The sequence below is a fragment of the Algoriphagus persicinus genome (assembly GCF_035156415.1).
GTDB lineage: Bacteria > Bacteroidota > Bacteroidia > Cytophagales > Cyclobacteriaceae > Algoriphagus > Algoriphagus persicinus.
The window spans coordinates 226,917-241,696 of record NZ_JAYEEY010000001.1 but is presented as its reverse complement, the minus strand read 5'-3'; the positions used below and the strand labels follow the sequence as shown (position 1 = coordinate 241,696).

Sequence of the window (14,780 nt, the reverse complement as noted above, 5' to 3'; positions counted from 1 at the left end):
AATGGGAGCAAAAGAAGGATTTATTCAATTCAAAAGAGAAACTCCGGTTACCCGTGACGCGAAAGCTAGAATAGGTGACTTCAAGGAAATATATAAGCCATTTTCAGGCGAAAAATTAAATAATCAGGCAGCTCGATGCATGGATTGCGGTGTACCATTTTGTCATAATGGATGTCCTCTGGGTAATGTAATTCCAGATTTCAATGATGCTGTTTACAATAACGAATGGGATCAAGCGATCAAAATATTAAGAAGCACAAACAATTTCCCGGAATTCACCGGGAGAATTTGTCCTGCACCATGTGAGGCTAGCTGCGTATTAGGTATCAATAAAGATCCAGTTGCGATAGAATTGATTGAGAAAAAAATTGCAGAAAAAGCCTATGAACTAGGGCTTATCAAAGTAAATCCTCCAAAAATGCGGACAGGCAAGCATGTGGCCGTGATTGGCTCAGGACCTGCCGGTCTAGCCGCTGCAGATCAGCTTAATCAGGCAGGTCATGAGGTGACGCTTTTCGAAAAGGATTCCAAACCCGGAGGCTTGCTTAGATTTGGGATCCCAGATTTCAAGCTAGAAAAATGGGTGATTGATCGCCGCATCGATTTTATGAAGCAAGAAGGAGTGATATTCTCTTGCGACACAGAAGTTGGCTTCAATATCAAAGCAGAAAACATCCTCAAAAACTTCGATGCTGTTGTACTTTCTACAGGAGCAGGACAACCTAGAGCCTTGAACATCAAAGGTTCAGAAGCAACAGGGGTTCATTTTGCGATGGAATTCTTAGGTCAACAGAACAAGGTAGTGTCTGGCGAGATCAAAGAAAATCCAATCTCAGCAAAAGGAAAACATGTCATTGTAATCGGTGGTGGTGATACAGGAAGTGATTGCATCGGAACATCCAACAGACATGGAGCCGCGTCCATCACCCAACTCGAGCTCCTGCCTAAGCCTCCTCAACAGCGAAACTCCCTGAATCCATGGCCAGAATGGCCTATGACTCTGAGAACTTCCAGTTCACATGAAGAAGGTGCAGAGCGTGTATTCTCTATACTGACCAAAGAATTTGTAGTGAACAAGAATGGTGAAGTGACGGGATTGACCTTGGTCGACCTGGAATGGGTTCATAAAGATGGGCGAATGGTCTTTGAAGAAATTGCCGACACCGAACGCACGGTTCCGTGTGATTTGGCTTTCTTGGCTATTGGCTACACCGGTCCAGCCCAAAATGGATTACTAGAATCATTTGGAGCTAAAACTATGGAGAACACGCTTCCAAAGTCTAAAAATTACCAAAGTACTAACTCAAAAGTGTTCCTGGCCGGAGATATGCGCAGAGGCCAATCTTTGGTCGTATGGGCTATTTCCGAAGGTAGAGAAGCTGCTGTGAAAGTAGATGAGTTTCTGATGGGTGAGTCTAGCCTACCACAGAAAGACGAATCTTTCTTCCAAGTGGAAGAAAAAATAGTAGAGTAAGCGAAGACTAGAAAGCCCTTTCAAAAAAGCAACTCAACAGAAAGCCTTCCGAATTTGGAAGGCTTTCTGTTTTTAATTACCACCAGACTTTCTTCCCTTTCGAGGATCTCGTTCGACCTGAGCATTTGGCCTTCCTCTTTGGCGATCTTTCATTCTTTCCCCCTTGATTTCAGTCCACTTAGCTCTTTGCTCTTCTGTCAAAATAGCCTGAATTTTAGCATCTTGTTCATTCATTTCTGCTCTTTTAGCAGCCATCTCTGCCTTATGGGCTTCTATTTTAGCTTTTCTCTCTGCCATTTCTGCCTCATTTTTTTTAGCATACTCCAGATTGATATCTAAGATTTGCTTCTTTTGAGCATCCGTTAAAGCAAGCTTCTCAGCCATTCGCTCCGTGCTTTTTTGAGCTCTTTCTTCAGCACTTGGTCTTTCTCCTTCTTTTCTCTGGGCAATTGTGCTCAAGCTGATCATTACCATCATGCCTGTAGCGAAAATCCATTTGTTCATGGTGTCCGTTGTTTAGTTACAAGAATTAGACACTACCTGACCCTATCAGTTTAATCAACTACAAAAGAGTTTTTGTTAACAAATCTAAAGAGCCTATTTCTCCTCCGTCAGTTCCTTCCGCTCACTAGGTCTTACTACCTTAGGTTTGATCAGTAGTCTCAGGCTAGGATCAAAACTTAGGTAGTTCCAGGACCAATCCAGAAAAATAAAGACTTTATTTTTGACACCAAGAATTGCCATCAAGTGAACAAATAGCCACGTGAGCCAGGCTAAGACCCCCTGAAACTTAATAAATGGTAAGTCAACCACGGCAAGCTTTCTACCTACAGTAGCCATAGATCCTAAGTCCTTATAGTTGAAAACCTTCTTGTCTTTACCTTCTTCTATTTTGTGTAGATTGTGGGCAAGGCAAACTGCCTGTTGAATTGCTACTTGCGCAACTTGTGGATGCCCTTTAGGGTAAGCGTCCTGAATCATCAGACTGATGTCTCCAAGTGCATAAACACTAGGGCATCCTTTAATTTCTGAATAGTCATCCACGAAAATTCTTCCGTTTGGTGCATAATTATCAGGCTCAAGCCCTCCTATCCTATTTGGCTTAATTCCGGCAGCCCAAAGCAAGGTCTGAGTCTGAATTACCTCCTTATCTGCTAGTATTACCTCATTGCCATTGTAATCTTTTACCATGGTCTTTAGCATCACTTCCACACCAAGATCCTGAAGGTATTTCAATGCGCTTTCCTTAGACTCTTTGGACATGGAACTTAGCAATTCTGAACCAGCCTCGATGAGCACAATCTTCATGTTCTGAAAATTAAGCTCTGGGTAATCCTTCGGCAGCACATTATTTCTCAAATCTGCCATTGCGCCAGCTAGCTCCACTCCTGTAGGGCCTCCTCCCACGATTACCACATTCATCAAAGATTTGCGATCTTCCACTTTCTCTATATTAATGGCACGCTCGTAATTGGAAATTATCCTATTCCGAATATAAAGTGCCTCCGAAACAGTTTTCATGGGAGAGGCAGATTCTTCAATGCTTTTGGATCCAAAATAATTGGTATCTGCACCCATAGCAAGCACTAGGTAGGTGTAATCAAGGTAGCCCATATCCGTATAGATCCGTTTGATTTTTGGATCAAAATGATCCACTTGAGCCATTCGGAAAGTGACATTTTTAGAGTCATGGAATATTTTGCGAAGCGGAAAAGAAATGGCACTTGGCTCCAGCCCAGCTGTGGCTACTTGATAAAAGAGCGGTTGAAACTGATGATAATTATGTTTATCCAATAAAATCACCTGAAACTGCTTATCCATTAACTTCATAGCGAGTTTTAAACCTCCAAAGCCAGCTCCGGCGATTACTACTTTTGGTAAATCTGATTTAGGAATATTTGGCAGCGGTTGAGATAGAAAATCCGACATTGTAAAAATATTTTTAGTGCTTACGATTTACCAGCTATTTGAAGCAGATTACTGATGGGAAATTACCAAATCTTTGCATAGAACTAGTCATTTTTCAGCCTAAACGAAAAGAATTGCTAATTTTACCATGTTAATATTTACAACCATGGGAAGAGCATTTGAATTCAGAAAAGAGAGAAAATTCAAGCGTTGGGACAAAATGTCCAAAGTTTTTACGCGTCTAGGAAAAGAAATCGTAATGGCTGTAAAATCAGGTGGTCCTGATCCCGCTTCAAATCCCAGACTTCGCACCATAATCCAGAACGCAAAGGGTGCCCAAATGCCCAAGGACAGAATAGAAGCAGCGATCAAGCGTGCCTCTAATAAGGACGAGAAAGACTACGAGGAAGTAGTTTACGAAGGGTATGGTCCCTTTGGTATAGCCGTGGTACTGGAGACCTCTACGGACAACATCAATAGAACTGTCGCCAATGTAAGGAGCTATTTCTCCAAAGCAGGAGGATCATTGGGAACTTCAGGCTCTGTAGTCTTTATGTTTGATAGAAAGGCAGTATTCCGCTTCATCAAGGGAGAATTCGACCTAGAAGAACTGGAGTTTGAATTGATTGATTTCGGATTAGTTGATATCGATGAGAATGAAGGCGAAATTTTCGTTTACACCGAGTTTGAGGACTTCGGCACGATGCAAAAAGTACTTGAAGAAAAAAATATAGACCTGATCAGCGCCGATTTTCAGCGCTTCCCATCTACACTTACCGAGCTCGATGAAGAGCAGGAAGAGATTATCCATAAGATGATCGAGAAAATGGAAGAAGATGATGATGTAAACCAAATTTTCACAAACATGGCCTAGGTAACCCCTAGGTCTTTTTATGCTATGAATTTCCCCAAAAGAGAAAATTTTCAGGCTACAGAAAAGCCCCTAGTAATTGTTGGAAGTAAAAATCCTGTTAAAATTGCTTGCACTGACTCTGCATTTACAGAAGCTTTTTCCAGTGGTTTTGTAGTGAATGGTATCACTGCCGCTTCCCAGGTTTCTGATCAACCAAAAGGAGAGGAAGAAACCTACTTAGGGGCCAGAAACCGTGTGATCAATGCTAAAACTAGCTTCCCAGAAGCAGATTATTGGGTAGGAATAGAAGGCGGTATTGGAGAAGACGTACGAGGAATGTATGCTTTTGCTTGGATCTATATCGAAAACAGATCCGGCCTTCATGGCATATCAAAAACAGGTTCATTTTACCTTCCTGAAGCAATAGCCAAATTGATTCATTCGGGAATGGAGCTTGGGGCAGCAAATGACACATTTTTTGCGCAAGAAAATTCTAAACAAAATGGGGGAGCTGTAGGAATTCTTACGCGTGGGGCAGTTTCAAGGCAAACCTATTATAATCAGGCAATTGTCCTTGCGTTGATTCCCTTTCTCAATAAGGCTTTATTTTAAACAAATAAATTTGTTCAATTTTTTTGCTAAAGTCTCATCTAATCGAAAAAAAATTGATTATCATTGAATAATTGAAATTAAAACCTTTGATTTATCCAAATGGATCGGAATATTACAATTATCCTTAGGATATCAATAACAGTAAAAGTTGCTTAAATCACCCTTTCCATTAAGTAGCTATAGACCTCTCTTTCGAGAGGTCTATTTTTTTAAATTCTTTAGGAAATTATCCAATGCTACCCTCCAATTCTGGTCAGCATCCCATTCTGGACCAATATAAAGTTCTTCCCGTACGAGGAGTTTGATGTAATATTTAACCACAATCCGAGAAGCCGACTCATCAGTTTTCGGCTCAAGCCCCATACTTCTCATCAAATCGGCTTCTCTACCTTCCACTTTCATCAGCAGAAATTGCACTCTGTCACGAATCAATTCCTGCTCAGACTTTGCCTCTGTAAGCCAAGCTATCTGATAGGGGTATTCTTGCTTCAGTACCTGCTCGATTCCAGCTTTCTGAGCAGCCTGCTCCGCCATTATAGCGTCAGAAGACTTCCCATACCTATCGTATGTAAAATTGCTAAGCAGGCCTGTTTGCGCAGATGAGCCTTCCATCGGAATGCCCAATTTGAATACATCAAGATTAAGAGGGTTTGTGGCAAGAAATTTCTGGCTTGAGGAAGATTGGGTGGTGCTGATAGTCAGGAACTCCGGCACATCCAATACTAGGAGATTATGTGAAGGCTGATTCTCTCCTATCCGTCCAAACTCGCGAGTGGCAGCTCCAATATCAGCTGCACTTACTCCAAATAAGGCTGAAGTAGTTATGATTTTCCCGTCGCCTGAGAAGGGGCCTACATGAATACTCATCTGATTATTTTGCCTTGTGACTAAAATAATATTTTTCACCAACCGCTGCTGAAAAGTCTTAGCATAATCTTCCTGAACCGCTTCGGACAGCGCTACTTTCTCCAATTCAAAATAAGCTACCGGATCAGCCCCAGCCCGGACAAGTGAATGATGCACGCTATCTGCCACTTCCGTCCAAGTCATCACTGGCCTGGCACTGGGATCAGTAGAGACAAACACCACTGATTTGCCATCAAAAAATGACTGAGGTAGGCTGCCTTGGGCTGATACCAACTCAAGTTTTACTAAAAGAATAAAAATAAGTAGGATATAATATTTCATGAATTCAGAGGTGTGATCCATTAAGCTTATTAATTTTACCAATATACATAACGCAAAATACTTTCCTTGATGCAACTCACAATCAAAAATGCTCTAAGTTGTTTATTCTTCTTATTGATTTTTCAAGTAAATGGGCAAAGTATTGCTAGCAAAAGTCTCCTTGAAAATATTAAGTATTTGTCATCTGATGAGCTAAATGGCCGAAAAACAGGCAGTGAAGGAAATGCTATGGCACGTGCTTTCATTTTGGATCAATTCAAGAGTATAGGACTTGAAACTCAATATTCTGATTTTCAGCAGCACTTTAGTTTTGAAAATAGGAGAGAGAACAAGAGCTATAAAGATGCAGTAAATGTAGTAGGATTTGTAGCTGGAAGTGAATCGAGAAAATTGATTGTATTTACAGCACACTATGACCACATAGGTGTAGGTAGAGCAGATACCGAAGGGGATACCATCTACAACGGAGCAGACGATAATGCCTCAGGAATAGCTGCAATGATAGAACTAGCAAAGTATTTTAAGAAAAACCGACCCCAGCATTCTATGATGTTCGCCGCCTTAGATGGCGAGGAGTTGGGACTACAAGGAGCAAAAGCATTACTAAAAGACTTCCCATTTCCCTTGGAGCAAATCGTCCTAAATATAAATATGGATATGATTTCCAGAAATGAACAAGGCGAATTATATGCCTCTGGCACCTACTACTATCCTAGCTTTAAGTCAATAATTGAAAAAGTAACCATAGGATCTACCCCAAAATTGCTATTTGGACATGATGAACCAAACACTGGCAGAGATAACTGGACCCAATCATCCGATCAAGGTGCCTTCTTCGATGTACAGGTTCCCCATATTTATTTCGGTGTAGAAGATCATGTCGATTATCACAAGCCAAGTGATTCTTTTGAAAATATTGATGAGCAATTTTATATCCATGCGGTCAATCTTATCTTGAAGTGTACCTTAGCATTGGATGCAGAATTGCCCAAAGAGTAAGGCTTACTCTTTTCATTGATTCACATCTTACTTACATTAGATTTTAAAGCACGCTACTCACGCGAAATTTTGGCTAAACCAGACTTTATCACCAGGCTCTTGATATGGAGGCTCAGACACATGAGCAACCAGACCTTTATCCTTATCCTCAGCGGAATAATAGGAATACTATCTGGCCTAGCGGCAGTAATACTGAAACAAAGCGTACATACTATCCAGCATTTTCTTACAGAAGGATTTTATAAAGAGTATGCTAATTTTCTATACATAATTTATCCCCTGATAGGTATTTCTGCTGCATATCTTTTGGGTAAATTCATTTTCAAAGATGGGGGTGGCCACGGAATTCCAGATATTCTTTTTACTATTTCCAAGAAACATAGTCTCATCGCTAGAGTAAAGACCTATAGCCGTGTATTTACCTCAGCCATCACAGTAGGTTTTGGTGGCTCAGTTGGCCTTGAGGCTCCTATGTTGGTAACTGGATCGGCTATTGGATCAAATGTAGGCTCCCTAGTACATCTCAATGCAAAAAAGAGAACGTTGTTGATAGGCTGCGGTGCCGCAGCCGCCATATCTTCCATATTTGGTGCGCCTATTGGCGGAGTGATTTTCGTCATTGAAGTAATTCTGATGGAAATAAGTACGGCAAGCTTTATTCCGCTGCTGATTGCATCTGTGACAGGTTCCCTGACCTCAATGATCCTGATCGGAAAAGACTCAGTATTTAATTTCAAACTGACCGATACCTTTCAGGCTTCACATATGCCTTATTACTTACTGTTGGGTATTTCATGTGGCTTAGTTTCATTGTATTTCAGTCACGCTGTGAGAAAAACAGAATCTCTGATGGAAGGCTTAGAAAGCCAAGCATTAAGAATACTATATGGGGGAGCTATATTGGGAATCATGGTTTTCTTCCTGCCTCCAATCTATGGTGAAGGGTATGACACGCTCAATACATTAATAGAAGGAAACTCGAGTCAATTACTTGAAAAAAGCCCTTTCTTCTCGATTATTGAGAATCCTTATTTGATCATCATTTTCCTCGCATTTATAATCCTAGTGAAGCCCATTGCATCAGCAGTTACTCTTGGTGCAGGAGGCAGTGGAGGTATATTTGCACCTTCGCTCTACGTAGGGGGAATTTTAGGCTTTCTATTCGCATATTCCAGCAATCTTTTTGATTTTACAATCCCCCTTCCACTTGCTCACTTTACCTTAGTAGCCATGTGTGGTGTAATGGCCGGAGCTCAGCATGCACCACTTTCGGCCATATTCCTAATAGCAGAAATCACCGGAGGCTACGAGCTATTCATTCCTCTGATGTTTGTCTCTGCTATCTCCTATGTGACGAAAACAGCCTACCAGAAAGACAGTATCTATATGATACAACTGAAGGAAAAAGGAAGACATCTTCCAGAATCTAAAGATCAGGAGCTCTTGGAACTCATCTCAATTACCAATGTGATTGAACGAGACTTATTACCAATCCATCCTGATTCGAAATTGAAAGATCTAATAAGTCTGGTGAAAATATCTAAGCGCAATATTTTCCCCGTAGTAGATGAACATATGGCTTTGCGCGGGATAGTAACCTTGGACGATATCCGTGACATCATGTTTGATCGAGCAATGCAGGACAGTATTCTTATTAAAGAGCTAATGCATAGTCCTCCCGAAATCCTATTGGCTACTGAGAATATGCAAAAAGCCATGGAAAAATTTGAGCATTCCGGAGCGTGGAACCTCCCTGTAATCGAAGATGGCAGGTATTTGGGCTTTGTATCCAAGTCAAGAATCTTCAACGCATACCGAAAACACCTGATCAAACAAAGGCAGGATTAATCGAATTAAGAAGAAAATTTGGAAGGAGAATTTATCCACCTTTTTTCACAACCTTTTTTAGTGCTTTTTTTAAGTTAGGCTTCTTTATCCACAAAATCACCTTTAAAATTCACCCCGTAAATAGCTGTTATACTGATGATTAGCAACTTAGTGTTTATAAGTGTGGATAAATTATCTAAAATGTGGATAAAAAACACTTGTATTTTTTAAACTGCAAATGGAGCCACTAAACAAAGATTTTGTAAATGTTAATTCACCAACTAACTCGTCGAAATGCAAGTTTTAAATTGCCCGATATCGTTCAGTTCTAAAAGAAAATTTTGTGTGCCCAGTTTTGAAAATCAATTTGGGTAAATTAAAAGCTTACGAAAATTAAATTTTAAGCGATCTTCTTATTTTAGCATCAAATAATCCAATTTTAACAGCACAAATCCAACCACTAAATACCCATACCAATTGGCGCGAGATTGTTCATCTGTCTGAGAATCCAAGCCTGCCTCCCTAGGATATAGGAAGTTGGCTTGGCTGCTGACCATCTTCTAGGATTTGGGAGTACGGCAGCAATCATGGCTGCCTGATTGCGATTGAGCTTGGAGGCAGGCTTTGTATAAAAGGCTTGAGAAGCCGCCTCTATTCCATAGATTCCATCACCCATTTCTATCACATTTAGGTAAACCTCCATGATACGCTCTTTCGACCAGATCAACTCCACCAACACAGTGAAATATGCCTCAAATCCCTTTCTTATATAACTTCTGGATGGCCATAAAAAGACATTCTTAACGGTCTGCTGAGTAATCGTACTTGCTCCTTTTATCCTTTTCCCCTTTTTATTGTTTTCCCATGCCTTTTCCATCGCTTCCATGTCAAACCCATTATGATCCAGGAATTTCTGGTCTTCCGAAGCAAAAACTGCCTGCGGCGCATTCTTCGAAATTTCACTGATTGGAACCCAGTCTTTTCGAAGTCGGACTTCTTTCTCAGAATCAAACGCCTGCTCAAAAAACCGAATCACCATTAAAGGAGTAATTGGCACTGGAACAAAACGGTAGATAACTGTCATGCCCACAGAAATGATAAAAAACCACAGGATTGTTTTCCAAATCAATCGCAAAAACCAACTAAAACCCTTCATAATAGACTGTTATACTGTGGCATTTATCTGTACAAATTGATAGAAAAAGACAGCATTCTCCTCGTTAGAAATAGAATCAAGATCTTTCTCCATTGCCAAGATATCATCTTCAGAAACCAATCCTGCGTCTCGCAAACCTGGCCCGGCACTTTTCATCAAACCCTTCCAATACTGTACGATCTTACTAAGTTCCTCAGGGTCTCGTTGATCCAGATGAAATCCTCCATGAAATAAGTTAATTTCTTTGTACCCAGTTCTCATTAAAAGATTCCCCAAATTCGCACCAATGTCAGGATTACCCCCCAAAGATATCTGAAGATCATTATAATCCTTGTAGTATTTTGTCAACCCTCGCAGTGGAGGGTAAAAGTAAAAACTGGAATTGAAAACCTCGGTAAACCACAGTTTCGCATTTGGAAATAGAAAAGGCTTAATCCTTTCCAATACCCGGTATGCTTCAGGAATATGCTCCAATGCCCAGCAAATAAAAACCGAATCAAAGCTGTCATCAAAATCAAGCTGAGTCGCGTTTTGACATACATAACTCACTCTATCTCCGGCAAAAGCTAAGTTCTGTTTTGCTCGGTCAAGTTGGGTTTGGGAATTATCGACACAGGTGATCTTCAGCTCAGGAAATAGTCTTAGCAAAGTCTCCGTCTGTGCACCCACGCCCGAACCGATTTCAAGTAGCTTTTTACATCCTGAGAAATCTATACGAGAATAAATAAGTGAACCCAACACCCCAGCCTGATCCATCAGTCTCTGTTGCTCTTCGGGAATGAATCCGTGTAAGTATGCTGCCATTTGCTAGCGAAAATATCAATAAAAGAATGAAAGCTCCAAGAAGTGCTCTCATCAGGGATTAGACTTCTTTTTTAAGATTACTGGTTCAGAAAATTTAGATGCCACACTCTCCATGAAATATTTAAGTTTTTCGTAGTGCTCTGCAGGAATCAACGGAATTTTGACTTCAACTCTTGCCGTTATTTTCAACATATTATCCATCATGGTCGGTGAGTACATAAAAGTTACATAACCGCCATCAATGGTAAAACTTTCCTGAAGTGGATAATCATCGATTTCATATCCCTCTGGGATTAGAACATTGGTATTGTAGGTCTCCGAAAAAGCATATTCAAAATCAACTGGAAACATGCGAAATTCCTCTGAAAATGGGTTTTCTGAAAACGAAGAGAACCTCATCGGCCTAAATAAAATCATATCACTATTCGCCGACTCAGGATAAGTTACCTCGTAATTTACTGTGTAGAAGTTTTTCTCTTGCAGCGCATCATCGATTTTGAAGTTACTGATTTCAGTGTGATCTTCTTCTTTGAATAATTTATCCAATGATTCACTTTTCCTCCTTTTGGTATCCACCACATGTGCCATTTCTAGCCCTTTGTAAAAATAATTCCTGTAGGAGCTTTGCCTCCATAGCTCGCCTGAATCATTCACACTCACCTGACTAAAATAGACGGTATTGGAATTGTGTCGGATATCAATTGGGATAAGCTTGCTCTTTTCCTTTTGCAAAAAAAGTCCACCGGCAACGTGCTTGTCGAGATCGACATATCCAAAGGGAGCCATCAAGTCTGTGAGGTCTAAGAATTGTAGAGACCCATCAAGCTCAGTCAGCAGAAGAACTTCGTCAAATTGGTTAAGGAAAGGATACTGAACTAACTCACTTCTTCCATAGCCTTTGCTCCCTATCAGCACTGGATCGCATTTTATTCCCATGGACTTGAGGATTCCCATAAGTGTCAGCATCAATTCCACCGGTGTCCCTACTTTGCTTTTTAGCAGCTGATTTAGGGTTTGCTTTGGATAAATCCAGTCTTCCCCTTTTATCACATAATTATCCCTAAGGAAATAATATGCCTTTTCTGCTTTCTCTTTTTGGGAAGCTCCAGACAAATCAATGGTTAAGGCTTCCTTTTCTATTGGATTACTCCGGTAAAATCCTTTCTCTGTATAATAGGAGATCATATCATCCCCCAGCTCCTCCCAGGTGTTCATAACTTTTTCCCACTCTACACCCGCAGTAGATGAACGAACTTGGTATTGGGTTAGCTGAAACTCTATCCGATCCACATAATCGCGGTAGTTTTTCATGAAAGGCTCCTCTTTGAGAGAATACTGATTTCTCAACGTCCAACTATAGGTTCCATTGGAATCCGCCTTTTCTACCTTAGCCGCATAGTTAATTCCCTGGCCTATTGTCCGGTATTGCAAATAGGGCGTCATAGTAATCTGATATTTGCTAAAAAGTGTAGGAATGTTGTTTTGAAACGTCCAACCATCGATGAATGTGATATTCTTATCGGTCTTCTTGTATGTGTATTCTATAATTGATCCCACCTGTATGCTGGGAAATGAAATACGAACTTCTTGATAGCCATCACGCACTGCGACATCAAAAATGCCTTCTTTCTCTACTTTTACCTCTTCCGCTTTCCCATCTTGGTAGTTTACTGTTTGGGCTTTCAACCCGCTGATTTCTTCATATCGCTTATCACCAACGTAATACCGAATACGAACATCTCCATATTGCTTTCCTGCTTCAGCCAATATTTTCATCCGAACGAAATAAGTGGTCTCAAAAACATTCCCAAAAAACTTTGATTCTCCCTGAGTCATCAACAGCACTGCTGGTGCATCTGGCTCGAAAGGAACCTCACTGAGATTAATTTCCATTTGATTCGCTTGCCCCAGCTTAGCTGTTTGGGAAAACACCGAAAAGGAAAGAAACAAAAGGGCGAGCATAAGGAAAGTACTATTCATAGGTACTTGCGGTGGTTGATTTAGTGAAATAGTAAGTCTTGGTACACGAAGCGTTAATGCGTTTCAGAAGTTCTGATCTCTCATTCTTACTCATTTCTTCGTCCAACTTGATTTGGATCTCTCTAGTGACCATGAGGTTTCTACCATCCAGTACTGTTTTTAAAGAAATCTCCACTCCCTGTTCTGTGAAAATCATTTCCTCACTAGCATTTTCAAGCTGAAGGGCCACTGGGAATTCTATTTGGTACTCATCACGTTGATTTAACGAATTGTTCTCCAACATTTCTAAAGTTATTTTTCCGAGAAAAGGTTTTAGCAGGGTACGTTTGGCAGTGTTTTGAACAAACTTCTGGAGAAATCCATTGTAGGCAACCTCGGCTTTTAGGAGAGAATCTACATGACCTACCTCCAATTCAAACGCTTTGATGATTAAACCAGAGACTGGAGAGTTGCTATTGAAAAAGTCACGCTGCTGACGCGTGTCCCAATACTTTTTGACATCAAGTAAATCTTCTGCAAAATTGCCCTGTGCATTGATTTTGGTGGCAATAGTCGCATTTCCCTGAGAATCAATTTTAACCTCATTTGTACTATGTATGGTATTCCATTCCGTCGAAGTGTATGCAGGAGTCTTGGTAAGGTAGCCACCCTGTTCATTGGTAACCAACACATATCTATTCTTAGTAAACTCTCCTAGAAAGCCAGGAGGAAGGGAATTGGATGTACATTCCAGCCAAACCGGGCTTTTTCCATCTTCCAAAGGCACCTGCAAGATCACATGGTTAAATTGATTTGATGGCAGGTCTGCCTCTATTTTCCTTGAATTTCTCCCTGCGTGCACCAGCGTATAATTTGAAGCTATCCCCACTGATTCCAGCATGGCCTTCATAAGATTAGTCAATCCTTTGCAATCACCATAAGAATACTTCACCACCTCAGCAGCAGGCATTGTCTGCCATCCCCCTATTCCTAACTGAATACTCACGTAGCGGTAGTTTTTCTGAAGGTACTCGTAGAGAATCACTATTTTTTCATAGTCCGTCTCCGCAGTGGCAACCATGGCTTTAATATCTGCTACAAAGTCTTCCGCAAGCACATTTCTACCACTATTTAGCCGATATTGCCATGAAGCCAAGCCCGACCAATCTTCCATTTTTCCTTCATACTCCCCGACTTGAAATGCAACTGGAGCAAGTAGTAATCTATGATCATCCTCGGCTTTCATGTCTGGTGTTTGAATTGGCAAACCTTCTTCTGTCCAAGTAATCTGCATTTTCCCATCAACCATTTTCTCCTCTCGGGTTCCCTTCAAATTCAACTCCTTGTACCTGAGGCCTAGTTCAATAGGATATATGACCGTGAGTACAGACTTATTTAACTTTTGATTGTATTGCGGCAGAGGTGTCCAAGGCCTATAATAAAAATTGTTTTTCTGCTTAGTCTCAATCTTGATAGTAACTTGGATTGGGAATTTGCCACTTCTTATTTCATAATATTTGTGTCGGTTATCATCGAAAATATTGGAGCTAGAATGGATTGATGCATCTGACATATTACGAATTCTTGCTTTTTCAATGGTCTTCCCGGTAAGGGGGTCTACTATTTCTAGCTCAAAGTTTAAGATCTCATTAAACTTATCGTAGAAAATTGAGGTGTAAGCATGAGAAAGACCTTCCGCTGAGAGTATGAGGATCTTTTGCTCTATTTTACTTATCACTTCATAGGAATCAGTTATCTCTAGCTTCGTGTGTTCTGAAATAATGGAATAAACAGGGGGTAAATCCTTCTTTGAGATAGAGTCTGGTGGAAATTGAAAACCAAAAAATAAATGGGCTGCTAAAAGCAATGCAAGCATATAAATATCAAGAATAAATGGCTGCAAAGTATCTAGTTTTTTGATAAAACTAAAGCCCCATTAAAAAAAATTTTGATCTAAAATGCTCCTGTTTTCAAGTTTAAATTTCTCAGACCTGTGCAAC

12 protein-coding genes are annotated in these 14,780 nt (G+C 40.5%); 5 read left to right on the top strand and 7 right to left on the bottom strand.

Annotated features, from left to right (window positions below; translation table 11 throughout):
- Position 1: 1 nt before the first annotated feature.
- Positions 2 to 1,474: a glutamate synthase subunit beta gene (locus tag U3A58_RS01075; protein ID WP_323821518.1), complete on the top strand. Its 1,473-nt coding sequence runs from the start codon at positions 2 to 4 to the stop codon at positions 1,472 to 1,474.
- Positions 1,475 to 1,546: 72 nt separating this feature from the next.
- Here the strand turns inward: U3A58_RS01075 and U3A58_RS01070 are convergent, their stop codons facing one another.
- The gene (locus U3A58_RS01070) at positions 1,547 to 1,978 is read right to left on the bottom strand and encodes a DUF4890 domain-containing protein (RefSeq protein WP_323821517.1); all 432 of its coding nucleotides are present in this window, start codon (positions 1,976 to 1,978) and stop codon (positions 1,547 to 1,549) included.
- Between the two features lie 93 nt (positions 1,979 to 2,071).
- The gene (locus U3A58_RS01065; RefSeq protein WP_323821516.1) at positions 2,072 to 3,403 is read right to left on the bottom strand and encodes an NAD(P)/FAD-dependent oxidoreductase; all 1,332 of its coding nucleotides are present in this window, start codon (positions 3,401 to 3,403) and stop codon (positions 2,072 to 2,074) included.
- Positions 3,404 to 3,548: 145 nt separating this feature from the next.
- Between U3A58_RS01065 and U3A58_RS01060 the strand changes: the two genes are divergently transcribed.
- Positions 3,549 to 4,256 carry a YebC/PmpR family DNA-binding transcriptional regulator gene (locus U3A58_RS01060; protein ID WP_323821641.1) on the top strand — a complete coding sequence of 236 codons (708 nt, stop codon included), beginning with the start codon at positions 3,549 to 3,551 and terminating at the stop codon, positions 4,254 to 4,256.
- 24 nt (positions 4,257 to 4,280) lie between these two features.
- The gene (yjjX, locus tag U3A58_RS01055; protein ID WP_323821515.1) at positions 4,281 to 4,847 is read left to right on the top strand and encodes an inosine/xanthosine triphosphatase; all 567 of its coding nucleotides are present in this window, start codon (positions 4,281 to 4,283) and stop codon (positions 4,845 to 4,847) included.
- A gap of 201 nt (positions 4,848 to 5,048) precedes the next feature.
- Here the strand turns inward: yjjX and U3A58_RS01050 are convergent, their stop codons facing one another.
- Positions 5,049 to 6,056 (bottom strand): NTPase, encoded by a 1,008-nt coding sequence (locus tag U3A58_RS01050; protein WP_323821514.1) that lies wholly within the window; start codon positions 6,054 to 6,056, stop codon positions 5,049 to 5,051.
- Between the two features lie 48 nt (positions 6,057 to 6,104).
- On the opposite strand from U3A58_RS01050, the gene U3A58_RS01045 reads away from it, so the two are divergent.
- Positions 6,105 to 7,034 (top strand): M28 family peptidase, encoded by a 930-nt coding sequence (locus U3A58_RS01045; RefSeq protein WP_323821513.1) that lies wholly within the window; start codon positions 6,105 to 6,107, stop codon positions 7,032 to 7,034.
- Between the two features lie 120 nt (positions 7,035 to 7,154).
- The gene (locus U3A58_RS01040) at positions 7,155 to 8,882 is read left to right on the top strand and encodes a chloride channel protein (protein ID WP_323821512.1); all 1,728 of its coding nucleotides are present in this window, start codon (positions 7,155 to 7,157) and stop codon (positions 8,880 to 8,882) included.
- A gap of 439 nt (positions 8,883 to 9,321) precedes the next feature.
- On the opposite strand, the gene mtgA is transcribed toward U3A58_RS01040, so the two are convergent.
- Genes mtgA through U3A58_RS01020 form a run of 4 tightly spaced genes read right to left on the bottom strand, consistent with a single transcriptional unit; the run spans position 9,322 to position 14,683 of the window.
- Positions 9,322 to 10,017 (bottom strand): monofunctional biosynthetic peptidoglycan transglycosylase, encoded by a 696-nt coding sequence (gene mtgA, locus U3A58_RS01035; protein ID WP_323821511.1) that lies wholly within the window; start codon positions 10,015 to 10,017, stop codon positions 9,322 to 9,324.
- 9 nt (positions 10,018 to 10,026) lie between these two features.
- Positions 10,027 to 10,821 (bottom strand): class I SAM-dependent methyltransferase, encoded by a 795-nt coding sequence (locus tag U3A58_RS01030; RefSeq protein ID WP_323821510.1) that lies wholly within the window; start codon positions 10,819 to 10,821, stop codon positions 10,027 to 10,029.
- 51 nt (positions 10,822 to 10,872) lie between these two features.
- Positions 10,873 to 12,801 carry a DUF3857 domain-containing protein gene (locus U3A58_RS01025; RefSeq protein ID WP_323821509.1) on the bottom strand — a complete coding sequence of 643 codons (1,929 nt, stop codon included), beginning with the start codon at positions 12,799 to 12,801 and terminating at the stop codon, positions 10,873 to 10,875.
- Positions 12,794 to 14,683, bottom strand: coding sequence for a transglutaminase-like domain-containing protein (locus U3A58_RS01020; protein ID WP_323821508.1), 1,890 nt, complete (start codon positions 14,681 to 14,683; stop codon positions 12,794 to 12,796). The genes U3A58_RS01025 and U3A58_RS01020 overlap by 8 nt, the downstream gene beginning before the upstream one ends.
- Between the last annotated feature and the right edge of the window lie 97 nt (positions 14,684 to 14,780).